The sequence below is a fragment of the Erysipelothrix larvae genome (assembly GCF_001545095.1).
Taxonomy (GTDB): Bacteria; Bacillota_I; Bacilli_A; order Erysipelotrichales; family Erysipelotrichaceae; genus Erysipelothrix; species Erysipelothrix larvae.
Genome location: NZ_CP013213.1, coordinates 690362 through 712384, shown reverse-complemented (window position 1 = coordinate 712384; position 22023 = coordinate 690362). Strand labels below are relative to the sequence as shown.

The window sequence follows — 22023 nt, the reverse complement described above, 5'->3', positions numbered from 1 at the left end:
TGGTAGGCTAAAAGTCTTAAAATTGGTGCACCGATTACACAGTCTTAAATCTTAATTGTGATCATAAATTCATGGTTTTTATTTACAGTAGCATGGATCGTTCCTTGGTGAAGTGTCACAATTGATTTCGCAATGGACAAACCAATACCACTGCCGCCTGTTTTTTGATTTCGAGAGTCATCCATACGCGTAAAGCGATCAAACACTGACTCAACATTCCCAACGTTTGATATTTCAGAAGCATTTAAAATCTTAAATTCAAAATGATGAGGGCGTGTTTTTTTCAGTGAAAGATCAATGACCTGATTTTTGATTCCATATCTCAAGGCATTTTCAACGACAACATTAATCAATCGTTTGAGTAAGGCTGGATCGCCCTTACAGAATGCTTCTTCACACTGTACACTCAGCTTGTAGTCACTTGAAATGATGGGTTGATAATCGTGAACAACTTCTTCCACAAGTTGTTTCATATTCACGTCCTCATTAATTCCCAATGTTTGAGTCTCATCCATCTTCGAGAGAAACAACAAATCATTGACCATGATGCTCATACGATCTGTTTGACGTTTTGTACTGTCAATCCATTTATTATCATTGTTTGATAAGGACAATACGTCCATGTTTGTTTTGATAATGGTAATGGGCGTTTTTAGCTCATGACTTGCATCTGTAATAAACTGTTTCTGTTTGACGTAGGCTTCTTCAACGGGCTTTAAAAGTATTTTTGAGAAGAATAGTGATAATCCAATTACAGCACCAAAACCAATAAATGAAATTAGAAAGCTATTAAATAAGAGTGATTGAAAGGATTCTAAATCCCGTTGTATATCCATAAATACAATTCGGGTATTATTTCCTTCAGTCACAACAAGGTATCGATAATTATTCTCAAAACCTTTTGTGCTTCCAGATTCTAATACACTCCCTGCAAAATTAACAGCTTGGGCGCTGGATACCGCGAAAATCGAGGATACATCAATTTCCCTTACAGCGTAATTTGCATCGAAAAGAACGCTAAAATATCGCGTTTCAAAGCGTTCTTCAGGCCGTCGATCGCGATTGGGTAAGGATTGGTTGGGAAAGGTCCCCCTATTTTCTGCGAGCATTTCCAGGGTACTGTCAGCTTTATTGATTATCTGCAGATAGTTCGCAATATTTACTCCACCAACCATGACCGTTAAAACAAGACCGACCGAAAGCAGGGTGATTAAAACAATGCGTCTTCGTAATGAGCGTATCATTGGGTAACCTCAAGGGTGTAACCAACATTCCGTACACTTTTTATCGATAGGGTCGCATCAACCACATTGAGCTTACGTCTAAGATTGGACAATGTAACCCATACTGTATTTTGATCAGCATCAGAGTCTAAACCCCATACTCTACTGAAGATTGCATCGCTGGATATAACATTTTGCGGATTTACCATAAGCAACTCCAAAATCTGAAACTCCTTATTTGGAAGCACCAACTGACCTTTTTCAGTTTGAATTGAATAGTTCGCACGATCCAACGTAACATTCCCAATCGTAAGGGTTGATGTTTGTTCATTAATGGGACGTCGTGTTAACACACGAATTCGTGCAAGTAGTTCTTGAACATCAAACGGTTTAACTAAATAATCATCGGCACCCGTATCAAGTCCCAACACGCGATCATCAATCTCACTTTTAGCACTTAACACTAATATTGGAATCATTCTTTTTTGTTCGCGAAGTGCTTTGATAACACTAATGCCATCCATCACAGGCATCATAATATCCAGAATGAGGCAATCATAATTATCGCCAAACTCAATATACTCCAAAGCTTCTTCTCCATTTTCAACTGCATCCACGCTAAAATGATGTTGTTTCAAAATCTCAACCATGGCTTCTCTTAAGTCTTGTTCATCTTCAGCTAATAATAAACGCATCCTAAACCCCTCGTTTCTTTACTCAAAGTATAGTTTATAAACCTTAAATACACCTAAAATTATGAATCGTTTTGTATTACAGATTTATAGCCACCTTTACCATACATAATCGCCCGATTTACCCGAGCAATGGTTGCGCTGCTTGCTGAGGTTTCCTTTGATATTTGATCGTAGGTTTTTCCTTCAAGAAGTTTCTCAGCTACTTCCAACCGATCTGAAAAATCCTTCAATTCCTTTTCTGTACATAAGTCTTTGAAAAACGCTTCAGCTTGTTGAAGATCCTTTAGTTTTAAGATTGTATCATACAAACGTTTATGCTCCACATGCATCACCTCTTTGTACCATTGTACCAATCTTTTATGAGAAAATAAAACACTTTTTCACTTTATCGCTTTACTTTAGTGAAGTATGGTGTTATACTACAACCATTGATAACAAAAAAAGAGAGGGACTTTTTATGAAACGATGCTTTGCACTGATACTTTGTATCTTACTTCTTGTAGGATGTGGTTCATCAAAAAATGAAACATTTACGGTAGGATTTACCGATTATCCACCAATGGGATTTAAAGATGAGAATGGAGAGATTGTCGGCTTCGACGTTGATCTTGCTACTGAAGTGTTTAAACGACTCAATATGGACGTATCCTTCCAATACATTAATTGGGATTCAAAAATCCTTGAATTAAACTCAGGTGGTATTGATGCAATTTGGAATGGTTTCACCATTACTCAAGAGCGTCAAAAAGAAGTCTTATTCACAAACAGCTATCTTAAAAACTCGATTGTTGTAATTGTACGTGCAGACAATGATTCAATTCAAACTTTGGATGATTTAACAGACAAACACATCGCCGTTGAATCCGAATCAAGTGGGCAACGTATCTTGGTAGAAACCCTTGAAGACGGATCCTTTACACTGAATCGATTCACAACCATTAATGAAGCGTTGTTAGATTTAAAAGCTGGAAACAGTGATGCTGTGGTTGCTGACGAAATCTATGCACGTTACCTTATTGGAAAGAGTGATGAATATATCGTGGTTCCAAATATATCACTGCAAAGTGAAGAGTATGCAATTGGACTTCGAAAAGATGACACGGAAATGCAAGTGAAAATAAATGATACACTTGATGCGATTATTGCAGATGGAACACTCTCAGAAATCAGCATCAAATGGTTCGGCGAGGATTTGATTAAACGATGAGTTACTGGATTTCTTTACTTCCAAATCTTGCGAAAGGATTTGGAATCAGCTTGAATGTATATGTGGTAACCCTCATTGTCTCCATGCCAATTGGACTCATATTAGGTTACATCAGTAATACACGACCTTTTATTCAAAAAATATTGAGTGCTTACTCATGGCTCTTTAGAGGTTCGCCACTTTTACTTCAACTCTACTTTGTTTTCTATGCACTCCCCCTCATCCTTCCAATTCCACTTAGAGACAATCGTCTCTTCTTTGCGATTATTACCTTTATTCTAAATTACAGTGCATATTTCCAAGAAATCTTTAAAGGGGGCTTTAAGACAATTGGAAAAGGACAATGGGATGCAGCGAAAATGTTGAATATTTCTAAAATTAACGCGTTCCGTTATATCATCATTCCTCAAGTCATGCGAAACACACTGTACTCAATCAGTAACGAATGCATTACGCTTGTGAAAGACACATCACTGCTTGCAGCGGTTGCACTTCCAGAGATGCTTATGGTTGCGAAAGAAGCCGTATCAAGGGATTTACGTGTCGATGCTTTAGTGCTTGTAGGCGTTGGTTACCTACTTTTCACCGCCTTGGTTGTGTTTGTGATTAATATCATCAGTAAAAAGTTAAACATGAAAGGAACATCTCATGATTCAATTTAACAATGTTTCCCTCTCTTTTGGGTCACAAAAAATTCTAGATAATTCATCACTCACAATCAAAGATGGATCAATGACTGCGCTTTATGGGAAAAGTGGTTCTGGAAAAACGACTACGCTTCGAATCATTGCTGGTCTTGAAACCAATTTTAGTGGCAGTGTCACAAACACTTATTCAAAATGTGCTTATATCTTTCAAGATTTTAATTTATTCCCTCACTTAAGTGCCATGGATAATTGCTTGATTTCATTTAAAGCCAATAAAACCTTAAATCAGGATATCATTAAGCGACTTGATATACTCTTTGATGAATATCAGATCAGTAATATTAAAGAGAAGTTTCCCCACCAGTTGAGCGGTGGTGAAAAACAACGCGTTGCGATCATCCGAAGTCTTATTCAAAACCCTGACTTATTGCTTGTGGATGAGGCAACCAGTGCTCTTGACTTTGCGAATGCGACAATCTTTATGGACATGCTTTCTCAACTGAATCAACAAGGCATTACGATAGTATTTATTGCCCACGATAACCGACTGGTAGAACAATACGCAACCGACGTCATTTATTATGAATAGCAAATGAAAACAGCCACTTCTAAAGTTGGCTGTTTTAGTTTATTATTTACGTTTTTTTCGATGCGCTTCAAACAATGTCAAGAGTCCACATCCAGTCATCGAGAACCCAATCATGCTTAGATTCAACAAGCCTGCTCCTGGAAGATTCTTTGAATCATCCGGTTTTGATGTTTCAGGTTGTGTTGGTGTCTCAGGTTGTGTTGGTGTTTCAGGTACAACAGGTGTTGTTGGTACTTCTGGTTCAACAGGTGTTTCTTCAACAACTGATTCAACATTCGCTACAACGAAATTGCTGAATGACGTAGCTTTAAATGTAATAAAACCATTGTTAACGGTATGCTCTAGGAGTTCCAGTGTTCCATCTTCACTTACGTGGAATACTGCAAATGATCCTTTAGGGTCTAAGCTTGTTGGTACAGGAATCGTAATTTCCACAGTTCCATTTACCACTTGTAGTTTCTGACCGTTTTCTCCAATTGGACGAATACTTAACACAATGAGTTGTTGTGCTTGATATTTACCATCCAGTAAAGCAAGCATTTGTGTTTCAATATTTTCCTGTTGAGAATTTGTAATTGTTGGAAGTCCAAATTCAAAGCGTTTCACTGCTGAAGTAAATTGACTTTCGTCAAATTGCACTTCAATTTTATCAACATTTACTTCTTCAGAAATATTTTCATCACCAACAATTTCAGTGTCTATTGTTGGAACTTCAGGTTCTTGAGGTGATTTCACGATCAATGTGAATGTAAAAGTTTGAACTGTATGGAACGCACCGTTAACTTCAAATCCATAATCAACACTGATTTTAATGTTCCCAGCTTTTGTTGTAACAAGATATCCATTATCAACATCGTTTGATTCTACCTTAACATTTGACCATTGTGTTGTATTATTTGGTCCATCTACAAGTCCAAATAGTGTGTGGATGGATTGAAGCGATATACGATCTCCTACATTTACCTGTACTGTATCTTTCTCAAAGTTGGCAAGACCATTCAGTGAAATCTCAAGATCAATTCCGGTTTCTTTAAGAAAATCCATGAGGAAGTTCACAAGATACGTTTGGGTGTTCACATTTCGAACGTTCACAACAAATCTTGATTTTACTCCATGTATTTTAAACGTTTCAGAGTTTAAGGTTAAGATTTCATCACTGAGATTGTCATCGTGGGTCATGACATTTTCTTGAGAGATGATTGAGTTCGTCATTTCAAGACTACCAGCAGCACTTTGTGCTACATACAGTCTTCCACTTGGAATACTTACGCCATCAAAGGTGAATTTTGAGTTACCTTTTGCATAAATATACACTGCAATTTGAGGGTTTAGGGACCCATTCGCAACATTTAAGGTGACGTTTTCCAAATTTACACTGACATCATTTCCCTTGAATGAGAACAATGTTGGTGTAAATTCTTTTCGATCCGTCGCTTTATCCATCTTATTTGGTGCAAAAAGAATCAAATTTTTGATTGTTGTATTCGAAGAGAAATCAAATACCGGTACCCCTTTAGCAGGCATGACACACGCTTTCCCAAAAGCAAGCGTGTTCTCATTCCCATCAATTGTGACGTCATGATTTACGGAAAACAATGTTCCTTCAGAATCATAGGAAAGATCTGTGATATCATTGCCTAATACAATGTTGTTTACGGTTGAACTTTTTAGTGATTGCGTAAATCCTTGACCACTTTTTACAAGCACACTATTTTTAGATGTCGGAGTGGCATCCTTTATGTCTTGTAAAGCATTTGGGTCTAATTGATTCAAAAAGTTAACCAATTTCTCAGGTAGTTTACCTTTTGCTTCATTCACATAAAGCCGTGTATTTGATAGCGTAAGGTCAACTTCGTTCATGTACGCAAAGTAGTCTCGATTTTCCCCAAGATTTGGAAATGTCAAGATTTCATCTGAACCACTTTTTTCTTTAAAAGATACATTAGCTTGTGAAATCACACTATTTTTGAGTGTCACTTTCCCAGTGTTTGGTGTGTTAAAGAACAGACGACCCCCGTCAATAAACAAACCATCAAATGTAACGTTACCATTGGTTGTTGATACAGCAACTGCCACTTGAAGATTATTTGAGTCTTGTGCGGTTCTCACGGTAACATTATTAACGACTACCGTTTTATCCTTACCACCAAATGATAAAACCGTTGGCGTGTATTGATCTTTATTTTCATCTTCAGGATCAGCTTTATGGGGTGCACGGATTGTGAGATCGGATATTTCTGTATCCCCTCGAAAATCAAAGACACCAAAATGTCTGTTAGGCATCAATCCTTCAAAAGATATCGTCTTATTATTTCCTACAATTTTTTTGTCAGCATTAACTACGATAAATGACTTGCTAATATTGTTTGTATCATCGTAGGAAATCACAATATCATTAACAAGTCTAATCTCATAAACTGATTGTGAATTCAATGCGTCAAGGAATTGTGATGCATTGTTTACCTCCCTTACATCACCTGTGGTTGACCCTTCAGCGAAAACGGGCGTAATGTTCTGCACAAACACGAAACTGAGTGCTATGAGAACACGAAAAAACTTCTTCATTCTTCTTCCTCCTCTTAAAATGACAATATATTTTGTATTCCCACATATAAAATATATTTATATCAATAGTCTATCATAGTTATCGCGCTTTAAGTGTATTATCTTGAATAAAAGTGAAAAATATTTCACAAAACTCCTTGTTTTTCCAGATTTTGTGCATATTCGTGCATAAATTGCACAAAAAAAGTTGCATTTGCAACTTTTAATCCTGCTTATACTGAATCAAACTGACTCATAAATAATGTGTGATAAAACCCTTTGTGTGCCATCAGCTCTTTATGCGTTCCTTGTTCAACCAGTTTACCCTCACGCATTACAAGGATAACATCTGAATCCACAACCGTCGCTAATCGATGGGCCACAAAGAAACTGGTTCGCTGAGCCATAATCTTTCGAAACACTTCTTGAATTTTGTATTCAGTCAATACATCGACATTTGACGTCGCTTCATCCAGAATTAAGATGGGTGCATCAACCATTAAAGCGCGTGCGATTGTTATCATTTGTTTTTGACCCAATGAGATATTTTGCGATCCTAAATCAATCTTTGTATCATAACCTTTATCAAGCGATTGAATATAATCATGACACCCGGCCTGAATTGAAACTTCGATCATTTCCGCATCGGTTGCATGTGGTTTGCCATATTTTATATTTTGACGAATGGTCCCTTCAAACAACCAAGGATCTTGGAGTACGATACTCATGACATTTCCTAAGGATTCTTTGGTTAATGTTGATGTATCCACACCGTCAATTTTAATAATGCCCGAATCAACATCATAAAATCGCATTAAGATATTAATCAACGTTGATTTCCCAGCACCTGTTGGTCCTACAATCGCAACTTTTGACAGAGGTGGTATTTCAAGAGATAAATCTTGGATAATTGGATGCCCTTTTACATACGAGAAGTCTACATGTTCAAAGGATACGACTTCACCTTTTAACGTCATCTTTTCGCCACGATCTTCTTCAATTGGATACGCTAAAGTTTCCAAAATCCGATCATAACTTGCTTTTGCAGACATAACCTGAGCCACAATTGCACTAAATTCATTAAATGGTTTTGAGAAGATAATGGAATAACTAATAAAACTGGTGAGTGTCCCAACTGTAAGCCCATAGTTCTTTGATACATAAGCACCCATAAGACCAATCAAGACATAACTGATGTTATTGATCACACGAACGGTTGGGTTTACAAGAGCCCCAAGAAATTGTGCTTTTTCCCCTACCTCATTATACTCTGCATGAATTGCTTCGAAGTCCTTCACAGATTCTTTTTGATAGTTTGAACTTAGGATGAGCTGGTGATTATTCATGGCCTCTTGAACATGGCCTCCCAACTGACCTGCTAGGGATTGTTGGCGTCGATACAGTACTAACGATCGCTTAGCGATTGCACTGGATGTCAAATACATCACAGGCACCATAGCGATAACCATCAAGGTCATTCGAACATTTACCTGCAACATAAAATATAAAGAGATTAAGACAACAAAGACACCACTGAATAATTGAGAGATTAGTTGGAAGAGCCCATCGATTAAGAGCTCTCCATCAATTGAGAAATGACTCAAAAGATTCCCATGGGGGTGTGTATCAAGAAATGAGAGCGGATTGCGGTTGAGACGATATTCGAGTTGTGAACGAATATTTTTCACAAAACGAACTGCAATTTGATTCGCAAACCACGAAACAAACCATGTTAACAAAAAATACGCACTGTATAGACCTAATGAGAATAAGAGAATCTTTCTGACACCACTCAGATCCACATTTCCTTTTCCAACCATTAAGTCTACAGCACTTCCTAAATATTTTGGCGTTAATACAAGAATATAGGCAGCAATAAATGAGAGCACGATACATAGCGTGATTCCAACAAGTTGTCGACGTGTAAATTTCATGGTCAATCGCTCCCTTCTTGTTGTAGTGAATAAATACGTTGGTAAATTTCATTTGTTTTTAAAAGAGACTCATGGGTTCCTTCATCAAGAATGTGTCCTTGATCTAAAACAAGAATCCAATCTGCATGAGACACTGAACTTGTTCTTTGACTTGCAATAATTTGCGCTGTATCACGATATTTTGTGCGCAAGGTTTTTTGAAGACGTGCAGTTGTAATCGCATCTAGCGCAGAAAAACTATCATCAAAAAGTAAGAGTTTAGGTTTTTTTGCTAAAGCGCGTGCAATATTAACCCGTTGTTTTTGTCCACCCGATAAGTTTTTCCCTGACTCCTCAATCAACACATCCAAGCCCTTACTCAAAATGTCTTGACCCTGTGCATCGGTGAGCGCTTCTTCTGGATTTTCAAAGCGTCTCATCGTGATGTTATCATTGAGAGATCCCCGAATAAACTGCGCGTTTTGCGGTACATAACCAATTCCATCGCGCAAGGAATGAATGTTAAAGTCACTCAAATCAGAATCATCGATGCATATCGAGCCATCACTAATTTCCATGAAGCGTGGAATTAACTTCAGTAAGGTACTTTTCCCACTGCCGGTTAATCCAATAATACCCAATGTTTTACCTGGTTCAAGTGTAAATGATATCCCGTTAAGGACGCGACGTTTTTCATCTGGAAAGCTAAATGATACACGATCAAAAACAAGTTTAAAGGGTTTCTCAATACGTTCATCACCATCACTGCTCAAGCGTGGTTGTGTATTTAAAACTTGCTTCACCCGTTTTAATGAGTTTGTCCCTCTGGAAATAATCATGATTAAGTTCATTGCAACAATCAATGTAATCAATAATTGGTTACAATAGTTTATGATCGCGAGTGTTTGACCTTGAGTCATTGACCCCAGGTTAATTTGAATCCCAGAAATGTAAATCAATAAGACCATGAGTCCATTCATCATTAAGGTTGTAAAAGGACTCGAGAGTGTCGCAAAGATCCCTACAGTCGATTGACGTTTAAACAAGGTATCATTATCGTTGTTGAAGACACGATCACTGTGCGCTTGTTTTGAGAATGCACGAATAATGCGAGACCCAGACAATAGTTCACTTACACGCGCCGTAACACGATCCAGTTGTGTGGTTGCTTTGGCATGTCCTCTCATTGTGAGCATCATAAATCCCCAGATAACTCCAACAAAAAGCGGTAATGCAATCAATAATGCCAAGGATAGTTTTTGATTAATGGTAAACAGTGCTACAATCGTCCCTACAATCAAAAAAGGTGCACGAACGCCTAAACGGATAACCCGTGCAATCATGTCCTGAATAAACAAGACATCTGAGGTAATACGGTTTGTTAAGACGGAGCTTGAAAATGCATCCACTTGATCGGTTGATAATTCTAAATCATGTTTCATCAAATCCGATCGAATGCGCCCTCCGACAATTTGTGAAATATGAGATGCGTAGTATTGACAGACAAGGGCAGATAAATACCCCAATAATGTCAAAATAAGCATCCATACCACACTTGAATAAACAACCGAATCATTTCCAGCAACAATCCCTGAATCAATCAAACGCGCCATTAAAAGCGGTATAATGATTTCAAATACCGCTTCTATGAACTTTGATAAAATTGCGATTGCTGTTTTTAGTTTGTATCCTTCAAAATATTTCATACCAATATTATACACCAAATAAAAAGGAAATCACCGAGAGGATTTCCTTAATTCTATAATTATATTTGAATACCATCCACTATATATATCAAGATACCCTTCAGCATCATATGAAACTTCATCAAGATGGTAAAAATTATCATCAATCGCTTTGAAATCACATTCAAAATCGAGATACGACAACAACTCATTATTGTAGACACAGCTTTCTTTTTTTATGACGCGTTGTGGGTTTGTGCTGTCAGCATATTTTAGTGCAAACTTAGGGTACACATTTCCAACACAGAGAAAAAAAGCATTCAGGTCTTCTAAATCAGAAAACGCAGAAGGTTTATCGTAAGGGAAATCAAGGTGTGAATGTCTAAAAATAAACTTAGCCATCTTACCTACTCCACCCATTGATAACGAAGGATGCCGTGCAAGAATGCTATCTTGACGCAATGAAAGCAGTTGTAGCGGGTAATCCGCTGCAAGTACAAGTCGTTCTTGATTGGTTAAAGAGCGCAGACTTTTGACATCCTGCTCATTTGTATTAAAGGAACAATCCCCTACAATACAAACACACCCTTCCCCAACCATGCTAATCACACTTTCTAAAAGTGGTTTGACATAACGCTTATCCAAGGTTGGATCAACACACAACAAAACAACTGCATCCCTACGGACTGCATAAGCATCAAAAACCCTTTGTACTTGTTGTTTAATTGCCTGTGAAATCATAGATTAGTCCTTTTTACCGTTTGTATGTGCAAGCTTCGATGCTGCAGCAGCTGCAATCGCGCCTACGATATCATCCATAAATGTATTACAAACACCATCATGGTCTTCATTAAGTTTACCTATAATTCCAGGTTTCACTTTATCAATATACCCATAATTAGTCAGCGCAATTGATCCATATAGATTACAAATGCCATACGCCAAGACTTCATCCACACCATAAAGCCCTTCATCATTCGCAATAATGTTTTCAATTTCTTTTGAGCCAAAGGTGCCATTTTCCACAGCAATATCAATAAAAGCACCCGTTAAAACCGCGTGTTGAACTTCTCTTTTTTGTAATATTTCAATAATATCTACGCGAACTTCTTCACGGTCAATATTATCAAGATAACGTTGTTGTAGGTATACAACACAATCAATCAAATCATCCATGGTTACACCACGGTTTTCTAAAACCTCTATACAATGTTGAAACATAAAAATATCCTCCAAAACCTCTTAAACTATAGCTATAGTTTACCACATTTTAGACTGATGTTGTTAATTTTAGTTCATTGGGCAGTTTGTTAGACTTCATGGTAAAAGAGTGATAGCATTGAAGTATATTAGGAGGAAAACGATGATGAACTATACATTACCTAAACTAAATTATGCATACGATGCACTTGAACCACAAATTGATGCGAAAACCATGGAAATACACCATACAAAGCACCATCAAGCATACATTACCAATGCACTTACTGCTTTGGATGCACACCCAGAACTAAAGGAAAAAGACCCAGTTGAACTTTTAAAAAATCTTAACAAAGTACCGGATGATATCAGAGCTGCAGTACAAAATAATGTTGGTGGACACGTTAACCATACATTATTCTGGGAAATCTTAGCACCTGCAAAAGGACAACTTCCAAGCACTGAATTATTAGAAGCCATTGCACGTGACTTTGGATCTTTGGATTCATTAAAAGCTAAAATCGACACTGCTGCGAAAACACGCTTTGGTAGTGGTTGGGCTTGGCTTGTTGTTACACCAGAAAAAACATTAGATGTGATTTCAACTGCAAACCAAGACAGTCCATATTCCCTTGGTCTTACCCCAATCTTAGGAATCGACGTTTGGGAACATGCATACTATCTAAACTATCAAAACCGTCGTCCAGATTACATTCAAAACTGGTTTGAAGTTATCAATTGGGACAAAGTATCTGAACTTTACAATCATGCAATCTAAAAAAATGGAGCTTTACGCTCTTTTTTTTTCGCACGATCACTATTTCATTGATTACAAAAAAATTGATAATCACGACACAACGATATAATTTGGACCCATAATCCTGAACCCATTCATACTCAGTAACACCCATATGTCACGCTTATCTTCATCGATTGAACACTACACTCACACCCTTATAATAAGCGTGTTCATACTCTGATTTGTTATTTTTACGATCAAGTGCCACGCATGAATTACCCTCTCAGCTTTGGTTTATTATTATCTGAGATCTTCCTCATTGATTTAACGTTAAGCTAACACTTAAAATAAAAAGCATATTACTTCATCTGTCGTAGTACTTGTGTTATTATTACCACGACAGATGAAGTAAAGGAGATCTTATGATAAGTAGCGATAGTATGCGCGGTTATAACGATACCCTTGTTCTATCCTTGTTGGTCAACCAAGATTCATATGGCTATGAGATTAGTCAGCGAATTACCGAAATGACTGGTGGTACTTACAGTATAAAAGAAACAACTTTATACTCAACATTTACTCGACTTGAAAAACAAGGATATATTTCCTCATATGAAGGAACTGTAACGCAAGGACGAAGACGCATGTATTATACAATCACTCAAGAAGGTAGAGTGTATTATAAAGAAAAGTGCGAAGAGTGGGGACAAATAAAAGATGTAATAGACATCTTTACTAAGGAGACAACTCATGCAACAGATTATTGATTATGTAGAAGTTATGTTTAGATCTCTTCCAAATTCTAAGAGTGTAAACATTGCGAAAGATCAAATACTGGATTCGATGTTAATGAAATACGACGAATATATTAAGAACCAAATGAGCGAAGCGGATGCAATTGGTCATGTTATTGGAGAGTTTGGAAATATTGATGAACTCATTGAAGGGTTGGGTCTTGACCTCCCACTTGATGGTTCAATCATTGAGTCACAAAGACTCGACGACTACTTACGTTTTATTCCACGCTTCGCAAATGCAATTGCGATTGGTGTTGGAGCCATTGGGTTTGTGATTGCAATGCTCCCAATTATGCGTAACTTTCTGCTAATTCCATTGTTCATAAGCGTAATCCTAGCCCTCAGTGTATTTATTCTTTATGGATTTAGGATGCATACATTTGAAGATGTACAAGACTCACATAACATGCTGTCACGCGATGATACACTCAGAGTAAAAGATATTTCTGATCGTTATGCTTCTCGGTTTATCCTTGTTTTGATTGGTTCCATTGCAATCATGCTATTGGCCTTTATCGTGAGCATTATGATTGGTTCACAGGCCTACTCCTTTAGTGTAGGCGCAGTCATCTTCACATGTGGATTATTCTTAATGCTACGTGTTAGTATTCCATATGGCCTTTATGATTCGCTGATTAATCGCAAGAAAAATATCCAATACAATCCTGGTAAATTCTCTGGTCTCATTATGTCATTGGCTGTCTTTGCCTATTTATTTATAGGATTTTCATATAATGGATGGCATCCATGGTGGATCATCATTTTAGTTGCCGGTGTAATTTCTGGATATCTCGATTCTTTACCAAATAAAGAGCACAATTAACCATCGATATTTATCAAAAAAATCTGATAATTTACTAACTCTATATTTCAAATAGTACATAGCACAACGCGTAAAGCCAAGAATCTTTGACTTAAGATTCTTGGCTTTTTCAACTATTTATTTGATGGGTGTTTACCCCTTATTCATCATCCTTTTTACGTCTTTGAATGACTGCTTGAGCGATATGTTCAGGTGCAGCATCATAACGAAGGAATTTTTGTTCATAGGTACCACGGCCTTGAGAAATTGAGCGGAGTTCTGATAAATAACGGCTCACTTCAACAAGCGGTACTTCTGCAGTAATACATTGATCTGTTTCGTTTTCAGCATCCATACCCATGATGATACCACGGCGTTTATTCAAATCACCAATAACTGCGCCGGTATAACTATCGGGTACATGCACTTTAAGTTCAACAATCGGTTCAAGGAGTATAGGGTTTGCTTTTGGCATACCATCCAGATACGCAAGACGCGCTGCTTGTTTAAAGGCGATTTCTTTTGAATCGACTTCATGGTATTTACCATCCGTTAAGGTTGCTTTTACACCGACAACTTTATAGCCTGCTAAGATTCCCTTAACCATTGCTTCACGAAGACCCTGTTCAACAGCTGGGAAGTATTGACGTGGAACTGCACCACCAAATACTTTCTCTTCAAAGACCATTTCATCGGTATCAAACGGTTCAAAATCTACGAACACATGACCAAATTGTCCTGCTCCACCAGATTGTTTCTTGTGGCGTCCTTCACCGGTTGATTTTTTACGAATGGTTTCACGATACGCAATCTCTGGTACTGTGATTGTGACATCAACACCATATTTATCTTTTAGTTTACGAACCATTATATCTAAGTGTTGATCACCAAGCCCATAGAGAATCAATTCATTCGTTTCAGGGTTTGTTTCTGAGCGTGCACCTATTTCTTCTTCAATAACTTTCGCAAGTGATTGACTGAGTTTGTCTTCATCTTTTTTAGCGGATGGCCATATCGCAACCCCTAAAAGTGCTTGTGGTAAAGTTGGTGTATCATAAATGATATCGAGATCTTTAGCTGCTAATGTTTCAAAGGTATGTGTTACGGATAGTTTCGCAACTGCACCAATATCCCCTGTAAAGAGCTTTCCAACACCCAATTGGTGTTTCCCTTGAATACTATACAAAGAACCCACGCGTTCTTGTTCGTCTTGATTAACATTTGTCACTACAGAATCACTGGACAACACACCACTCATAACTTTCAAGTAGCTGATGCGTCCAACAAATGGATCGACGATTGTTTTGAATACTTGCGCACTCATTTTTTCATCTTCAGTTGTTTTTAAAGTAACAGGTTCACCTTTATGTGTATGACCGCTTACGGTTTCCTTTTCACCATAACTTGGTAAATATTCTGTAATCAAATCTAAAAGTCTTCGAATACCAACGCTGTTCATGGCACTTCCGCAATATACCGGACGAATGTCACCGCTCCGAACACCTAAGGACACGCCTTTTAGGATATCTGCTTCACTCATATCTCCATTTTCAAAATAGGATTCCATGAGTCCGTCATCTGTCATTGCTACTGCTTCACAGATTTCTTCCCAGTGTTGACTTACAAGCGCCTGATATTCTTCTGGAACGTCAAATGGTGTTTCGGGTTTACCATAATACCATACTTTTTTACTTAGTAAGTTAATACTACCGATTGCAGTTCCATTTTCACGAATTGGAATTTCAAACGCAATCACTGAATTACCAAATGCTTCACGAAGTTCATTATAGGTTTCATGGAATGATACTTCGGGATCATCCATCTTATTTACGAAAAAGATTGTCGGTTTTAAATCTCTTTGAATCCAATTGAATGCAGTTCGTGTGCCGATATCGACGCCTTCTTTTGCATCCACAACAATTAATGCATTATCTCCAACACTATAACCTGAAATCATTTCAGCCATAAAATCTAAGTAACCCGGTGTGTCTATAAAATTGATTTTTTTACCTTCCCATTCAATTGGGACAAGCGCAGTATAAATTGATTGATTTCGTTTAACTTCTTGAGGTTCAAAGTCTACCATTGATTGGCCACTCTCAGCACTTACAATTCGGTCTACTTTTCCAATTTTCTTAAGCATTGCCTGTACAACAGAAGATTTCCCTGATCCGGCATGCCCCAATACTACAACATTTCTTACATTATTTGAATGATAATCACGCATTGTCATAAGTTATTTTCCTCCAGATATTATATTATTTTAATAGGTGTTTTAAATCTTCAAAACTATGTTGACGAACATAATGGATTGCGAGGTTTCCATCTTTATCTTCGATCGTCTTATCGGCATTATGTTGTAGAAGATACTCTATTAAATCTGCATATCCGGAGTAGCATGCTCTCATAAGAGCAGTACATCCATTGACATCTTGTGCATTAACATCTGCACCTTCTTCGATTAAAAATTTGATAATATCAAATCTGAACGCTAACGCAGCTTCCATAAGTGCGGTGCGGCCCATATCATCGGTGTTATTCACATTTGCTCCACATTCCACAAGATACTTCACTAAATCCAAATGGCCTAAGAATGAAGCACGCATTAACGCGGTTCTTCCCTTATGATCACGTGTATTTACATCGGCTCCTGCATCAATGAGTAATTTAGACGTTTTGGTATAGCCTTTCTTTGATGCTGCCATCAATGCGTCTTTACCTTTAAGATCTTGAGCATCTGCTTTAGCACCACGTTCGAGCAGTAAGGTTACAACGTCAACATGACCCCGTTTCGCACTGCGCATAAGGGCTGTACGTCCTTCACCATTTACACCATTAACATCTGCACCATTATCAAGTGCATTGACGACTGCTTCAAGATCTCCTTGAGCACAAGCATCAAAGAAAGTTTTGTTTGTCTGATCCATAATAGTCTCCTCCTTCACAAACAAAAAAGATAGACACACCGTATCTATCCCATATCAAAATATCGTAATGAACCCACTAAAAGTACCCCTGTTATCTTTTTAGGTACAATCGCTACCATGGTTCATCACTCCTTTGCTTACTTATATTGTAACCGATTACACATATTTATCAAGTCAAAAACAAGAAAACATTTATAAAATTATTCTAATGTTTATATATCTGTCATACTTGCTTATTTCCCTTACGATAAAACTAAAATGTGTCCTTAGTTTTTGTTCGGTTTGGTCATCGTTTAAATACCCATTCGCGTTGGACAACAAAGCTCAAAACAAAGAGCAATCCATCAACAACAAGCTTAACCAAGACGGGTTTTATCGTGAGTATCTCACAAATAAACGTTACCATAAACCCTGATATCAACATGATCCCAAGTACCAAAAGATAGTATTTGATCATTGATTTTATGGAGCTGTGTTTGAAGATAAGTTTTCCATTCAATTTATAGTTAAACATTGAAGAGAACACGCGTGCAAAGATTGTAGCATAGAAAATCTTTCGATCCATGCTCAGCATCCACATAAACAATTGGAATAATGAAATATCAAGAATAAAGGAACTCAGTGCGACTAAAATATACTTAAAAAAGAGTTTATAAATAATGAAAGAATCCTTGATTGGATTAAAATGTGAGGTTTGATTCTTATTAATATAGATTGTGTCGATGCGTGTTTCTGATATCTTAATGTCTTTTTCTTTACATGAGATCAACATATTGGTCTCATAATCATAGCGTTCTCCAGCAACACCTAAAAATTCTTTCGCAACCTTTTGACTAAACGCTCGCAGCCCTGTTTGTGTATCGGTGATATTCAACCCAATGAATATCTTAAAAACTTGGATGGTGATTCGATTTCCAAACCGACTCTTTTTTGGAACATCATCTTGACTAAAGTCTCGAACACCCAATACTAGATCATGGGGATGTTGTTGTGCAAGGCGGCCACATGTTTGGATGTCTTTTACAGCATGTTGTCCATCACAATCTGCCGTTACCACTGCATCAAAATCATGATGATTCAACACATAATTGAACCCTGACTTAATCGCCCGTCCCTTCCCTTGATTTACGACATGTTTGAGTACGGGTATACCCATGTGTTCAAACGACTTGAAAAATAGATCATGGGATGCATCCGAACCATCATTAACAATCACAATGTTCTGACATGCTTGATATAAATCAGTGATAAACTCACGCATAATTGATTCATCTGGATTGAATGATGGAATGATGATGTAAATGTTGTCCATATTAATTCCCCTTACCAATATGCTTCATATCTACCAGTTTCCACCCATTGTCATACACAAAGTACCACTTTGAATTCATGGTATCAATCCGTTCTTTCCCTGTAATAATCATGTTTTTATCTAAATGAACTAAGACAGAAAATGATGTTTTATCATAAATTTCAAACTGTGATAACCGTTCATTTGAGAACATCGGATTTTTGAATGTATGATCACTCACAAAGCTAATGTCGACACCACTTGCCCATTGATAGGCTTGTTTATAGACTTCTGTGCCTTCAATAAAATAAGGTTCAAGGGTTCCAAAACCATGTTTGGCACCGGTTAAGTCATTGGTCATGAATAGACTATAGTTCTTTGCGAGCTTCATCACATCAATGGATTCAACCAGTTTACTCATTGCTTCCACTTCATCATCTGTTTTATAAAAAGTACTCACGGTGATTTTATTTTTGTCAATTGTTGGTTCAACGATTGCTTGCGACTCATCTTTAATGACAATTGTTGGTTTATTGATAAATCCATTCAATGCATAAACAGAATTTGTAGGTGCATTTTGAGACTGTGCATCCGTGTACCCATCCAAGACTTCACGGCCCGTACTTTCACTTGGATCAACTGTGATGCCATTGACTTCGAGTGTATAAGTTGAAGGAATTTGTACATTGTAAGCATATAATGCCCCACCATTTGAGAAAGTCAGTGACTTGGTGGATAGTTTTGAATAGTTCAAGATACCCAATTTGGTCATTGCTTTTCCTTCTTCAACTTCAAGCTGCGCAATTTCGACACCATCAGATGTGATGATGTAATGATTCTTTTGTGTTTCTTTAATCTTAATTTCAGTATGATCTACAAGGTTTTGAAGTGCTTTAGTCACATCTTTCTGTGTTTCATAATTACTTAATTCGATCTCATCACTTAAAGCGCCTTTTGTCAGTGCTTTTTTAACATACGTATCGATTTGATTTGCTTCATAGTCTTTCAAACTTAAGACAACATATCCAACAAACAGACCTCCAAGAAGGACAAGAACTCCGGTATATATTAACAACCCTTTTTTAAATTTATTTAACTTCATCATTCACCCCTCTTTTCTACTACAAACGCGTTAGGTAGTCTCCAAGAAGAGTTACTATAGTAAAGTGTTACACTGGTCATTTCATAGTGTCCATTTAAAAACATAGAAGATGAACTGCCACCATCTAAGTTTGCGGCATTCACAGCACCATATTCCATCATAATTTCAATGAGATCTGAGGCGGTTGCGCCTAAGTGTCCACCTGAACCACGACCATCGGTCACAAGAAGTAAAATTGAACCATCTTTTCTCTGACCAATCGCAGTCCGTGGGTTTGCACCACTCCCTTTACCTTCAAGTGCTCTGGCTTCGCCATTGACCACAAGTTTAACAAAGTGATTATTCGCATCAGTATTTTCTTCTTGAAAGGTCACCGCATCACGAATCCCTTCGGTCTCTACAAGCTTTTTAACATCACTTGCATTCATGCCCTCTAAACTGATAACCCGTAAAAGGTTTTTTGTATCCATTCCAATTAGATACAACCCATTCATTGTGGGTTGGTTAAACTGGATTTCCCCTTTTGACACCACAACACCTAAGGGAAAGCCCCCTTTATTATGCGCTGATTGATACAAACCGCCATTGACAGCAGCGAGTGAATTTTCTTTTTCCACAAGCTCATGGAGTTCTTTTCCAAATTCAGACCAAGGATAAGTTGTGGCCAATGTAACCCGTGATGGGTCTTTGATGATTAACATTTTTGCCATGAAGGATCTTCCTTCAATTTGAACCAATTCAATATCATTGATGTTTTCTTTATCCACATCAATTAAGGACAAATCTTCATCTGTATCCATATCTTTCATGGAGTTTCGATCCACAATCTCTTGAATTTGTGCATCCGACAAAAAAAGCCCGGGAACAAATTTGAAATTTCCGGTTTCAAGCATTGTGGTCACAAACATATTTTTGGCATTGATGGATATGTCAGAAAACAAGAGTCTAATCGATATTACCAACGTAAAAGCAACAATTAATAATGTCACTCCCAGTGCCACACACACCTTTAATAGTGATTTTATGAGTTTTTTCATCGGTCTCCCCCGCTAGAAATGTATATATCAAGTCTAGCATAGATTAAGAATCCACTCAATATATTATATGTAATATTATCGATTTATAATGTTATTTTATTTTCTTGTATCAATTTATCTTCTATATCAATAATTAAGCATGAAATTTAAGCGTAGTTTCAATAAAATATAAACATTAATATGTGTTAAGCAAATGACTCATCCTCCAAGCGTTCTTATCACCCTTTGTAAAATTTATATTTGTTAGGAGATCTTTCTTTATCATTTTAGATGATTGATAATTATGACGCTTTACGTTATGATTTAATCAAAAGGGGCGGGCTTATGAAGAAAAAAATTGCGATTGGAATGTGTGTTGTGATTCTGTGTGTTGCAGGAGTTTTTGTTGTGAATTCATTAAGTTCAAAAGCAAAAGAGGACCAAGAACGGGCTGAACAAGAAAAAACACTTCAAGAAATAATCAGTCGATTCAGTTACAATGTCATCACGAATAAAGAAACATTTCTTTATACATTTGAGAATGGTGCCTATCAAAAATGTGGAACCATTCAAGAAGGATACCCACTTGAACTTGTAAATGAACCCATCGACGTTGACACGCAATATTTTAAAGTGAAGAATTTTGATGCATATATCAACATCTATGATGTTGATGGTGTTTCAAAAAAATTTGAAAAGGATCAGCGTTATACACGATATGTGATGTTTAATGAGAATGTGAAGACACCGACACCCACACAATTTTACAATGAAGATGATGAACTTGTTTTAACACTCGATACCTCTTTTGATCTTCCAATCATCATAAAAGAAGATGGGAAGTATGGTGTTGCTTATGATGATACATTATTTTACGTGAAAGAAGTTGAGTCTGTGTATCCTTCTGATAATACAACCATTGAGACGCGAAAAACCATTCGAACATTCACCTATCACACGGTTTATGACCCTGAAACACAAACCTGTGCTTCTGTAGAAATTTGTCATCCCATAGAACAGTTCGAATCGCACCTACAATATCTGAGAGATGAAGATTTCTTAACGCTGACCATGGAAGAGTTGGAACTGTTTTTGGATAGCAAAATCCAGATTCCAAGAAAAACAGTCGCCCTCACTTTGGATGATGGCATTTACTTGGAAAACTCAGTACCCCTTGTTGAGAAGTATGGGATGAATGCAACCTTCTTTATAATCACAAGTAAGGTTGATGTAAGTGAGTATATGGATTCAAAATATGCACGATTCGAATCCCATTCTGATGACATGCACAATAATTATAAATGTCCTAAAAATACGACTTACTCCCAAGGGGGTCAGATGTTATGTGAACCCTATGATTCAATGATTGCGGATTTGAAATTGAGCCAAGAGAAACTTCAAGGATCTAATTACTATGCGTATCCATTCTTCGATTTTAATGATCGTGCAAAGGCTGCGCTAAAGGATGCAGGATTCCACCTAGCATTTATTGGACAATATACCTCCAATGGGTACAGTGACAAAAACACGGATAAAATGTTGATTCGCCGGACTACCATCTTTGGAAACTATCCAATCGAGATGTTTATGGATTTCTGTACGGATAACGACTGATAACAATGAAGAAAACGGGGTCTCCTTAAGTC

At 37.3% G+C, this 22023-nt stretch carries 20 protein-coding genes; 7 read left to right on the top strand and 13 right to left on the bottom strand.

Going from position 1 to position 22023, the window contains the following annotated elements; genetic code table 11:
- Nucleotides 1-44: 44 nt before the first annotated feature.
- Genes AOC36_RS03230 through AOC36_RS03220 form a run of 3 tightly spaced genes read right to left on the bottom strand, consistent with a single transcriptional unit; the run spans nt 45 to nt 2241 of the window.
- The gene (locus tag AOC36_RS03230) at nt 45-1244 is read right to left on the bottom strand and encodes a sensor histidine kinase (RefSeq protein ID WP_067631420.1); all 1200 of its coding nucleotides are present in this window, start codon (nt 1242-1244) and stop codon (nt 45-47) included.
- Nucleotides 1241-1918 (bottom strand): response regulator transcription factor, encoded by a 678-nt coding sequence (locus tag AOC36_RS03225; RefSeq protein WP_067631418.1) that lies wholly within the window; start codon nt 1916-1918, stop codon nt 1241-1243. The genes AOC36_RS03230 and AOC36_RS03225 overlap by 4 nt, the downstream gene beginning before the upstream one ends.
- 59 nt (nt 1919-1977) lie before the next feature.
- Entirely contained in the window at nt 1978-2241 is a 264-nt protein-coding gene (locus AOC36_RS03220; RefSeq protein WP_198401198.1) for a YerC/YecD family TrpR-related protein, read from the bottom strand.
- Nucleotides 2242-2375: 134 nt separating this feature from the next.
- Here AOC36_RS03220 and AOC36_RS03215 point away from each other — a divergent pair, with 134 nt between their 5' ends.
- From AOC36_RS03215 to AOC36_RS03205, 3 genes are read left to right on the top strand one after another with little or no spacing between them, the layout of a single operon-like run.
- Entirely contained in the window at nt 2376-3125 is a 750-nt protein-coding gene (locus tag AOC36_RS03215; RefSeq protein ID WP_067631414.1) for an amino acid ABC transporter substrate-binding protein, read from the top strand.
- Complete coding sequence (locus AOC36_RS03210; RefSeq protein ID WP_067631411.1) at nt 3122-3787, top strand: amino acid ABC transporter permease; 666 nt, start codon at nt 3122-3124, stop codon at nt 3785-3787. The genes AOC36_RS03215 and AOC36_RS03210 overlap by 4 nt, the downstream gene beginning before the upstream one ends.
- The gene (locus AOC36_RS03205) at nt 3774-4361 is read left to right on the top strand and encodes an ATP-binding cassette domain-containing protein (RefSeq protein ID WP_067631409.1); all 588 of its coding nucleotides are present in this window, start codon (nt 3774-3776) and stop codon (nt 4359-4361) included. The genes AOC36_RS03210 and AOC36_RS03205 overlap by 14 nt, the downstream gene beginning before the upstream one ends.
- Before the next feature lie 42 nt (nt 4362-4403).
- Here the strand turns inward: AOC36_RS03205 and AOC36_RS12310 are convergent, their stop codons facing one another.
- From AOC36_RS12310 to AOC36_RS03180, 5 genes are all read right to left on the bottom strand, one after another.
- Entirely contained in the window at nt 4404-6926 is a 2523-nt protein-coding gene (locus tag AOC36_RS12310; protein WP_067631407.1) for a pectate lyase-like adhesive domain-containing protein, read from the bottom strand.
- 212 nt (nt 6927-7138) lie between these two features.
- Nucleotides 7139-8839 carry an ABC transporter ATP-binding protein gene (locus AOC36_RS03195; protein ID WP_067631405.1) on the bottom strand — a complete coding sequence of 567 codons (1701 nt, stop codon included), beginning with the start codon at nt 8837-8839 and terminating at the stop codon, nt 7139-7141.
- A gap of 2 nt (nt 8840-8841) precedes the next feature.
- Nucleotides 8842-10524 (bottom strand): ABC transporter ATP-binding protein, encoded by a 1683-nt coding sequence (locus tag AOC36_RS03190; RefSeq protein ID WP_067631403.1) that lies wholly within the window; start codon nt 10522-10524, stop codon nt 8842-8844.
- Nucleotides 10525-10554: 30 nt separating this feature from the next.
- On the bottom strand, nt 10555-11244 hold the full coding sequence (locus tag AOC36_RS03185) for an AAC(3) family N-acetyltransferase (protein ID WP_067631401.1): 690 nt from the start codon (nt 11242-11244) through the stop codon (nt 10555-10557).
- Between the two features lie 3 nt (nt 11245-11247).
- The gene (locus tag AOC36_RS03180) at nt 11248-11724 is read right to left on the bottom strand and encodes a phosphatidylglycerophosphatase A family protein (protein ID WP_067631399.1); all 477 of its coding nucleotides are present in this window, start codon (nt 11722-11724) and stop codon (nt 11248-11250) included.
- 142 nt (nt 11725-11866) lie between these two features.
- Between AOC36_RS03180 and AOC36_RS03175 the strand changes: the two genes are divergently transcribed.
- The 3 genes from AOC36_RS03175 to AOC36_RS03165 all read left to right on the top strand — a co-directional run bounded on the left by AOC36_RS03175 (nt 11867) and on the right by AOC36_RS03165 (nt 14062).
- Nucleotides 11867-12481, top strand: coding sequence for a superoxide dismutase (locus AOC36_RS03175; RefSeq protein ID WP_157777135.1), 615 nt, complete (start codon nt 11867-11869; stop codon nt 12479-12481).
- 383 nt (nt 12482-12864) lie between these two features.
- Nucleotides 12865-13209 (top strand): PadR family transcriptional regulator, encoded by a 345-nt coding sequence (locus AOC36_RS03170; protein WP_067631397.1) that lies wholly within the window; start codon nt 12865-12867, stop codon nt 13207-13209.
- A complete protein-coding gene (locus AOC36_RS03165; protein WP_067631395.1) occupies nt 13193-14062 on the top strand; it encodes a permease prefix domain 1-containing protein in 870 nt (289 codons plus the stop codon). The genes AOC36_RS03170 and AOC36_RS03165 overlap by 17 nt, the downstream gene beginning before the upstream one ends.
- Before the next feature lie 139 nt (nt 14063-14201).
- On the opposite strand, the gene AOC36_RS03160 is transcribed toward AOC36_RS03165, so the two are convergent.
- The 5 genes from AOC36_RS03160 to AOC36_RS03140 form a co-directional block, all read right to left on the bottom strand.
- Nucleotides 14202-16274 carry an elongation factor G gene (locus AOC36_RS03160; RefSeq protein WP_470295752.1) on the bottom strand — a complete coding sequence of 691 codons (2073 nt, stop codon included), beginning with the start codon at nt 16272-16274 and terminating at the stop codon, nt 14202-14204.
- A gap of 25 nt (nt 16275-16299) precedes the next feature.
- Nucleotides 16300-16968 carry an ankyrin repeat domain-containing protein gene (locus AOC36_RS03155; protein WP_067631392.1) on the bottom strand — a complete coding sequence of 223 codons (669 nt, stop codon included), beginning with the start codon at nt 16966-16968 and terminating at the stop codon, nt 16300-16302.
- A gap of 286 nt (nt 16969-17254) precedes the next feature.
- Nucleotides 17255-18280, bottom strand: coding sequence for a bifunctional glycosyltransferase family 2/GtrA family protein (locus AOC36_RS03150; RefSeq protein WP_067631390.1), 1026 nt, complete (start codon nt 18278-18280; stop codon nt 17255-17257).
- 1 nt (nt 18281) lies between these two features.
- A complete protein-coding gene (locus tag AOC36_RS03145) occupies nt 18282-19364 on the bottom strand; it encodes a hypothetical protein (RefSeq protein WP_067631387.1) in 1083 nt (360 codons plus the stop codon).
- Nucleotides 19361-20398, bottom strand: a complete 1038-nt coding sequence (locus AOC36_RS03140; RefSeq protein ID WP_067631385.1) for a phosphodiester glycosidase family protein — start codon at nt 20396-20398, stop codon at nt 19361-19363. The genes AOC36_RS03145 and AOC36_RS03140 overlap by 4 nt, the downstream gene beginning before the upstream one ends.
- Nucleotides 20399-20722: 324 nt before the next feature.
- Here AOC36_RS03140 and AOC36_RS03135 point away from each other — a divergent pair, with 324 nt between their 5' ends.
- Nucleotides 20723-21991, top strand: a complete 1269-nt coding sequence (locus tag AOC36_RS03135) for a polysaccharide deacetylase family protein (protein WP_157777134.1) — start codon at nt 20723-20725, stop codon at nt 21989-21991.
- Nucleotides 21992-22023 lie beyond the last annotated feature (32 nt).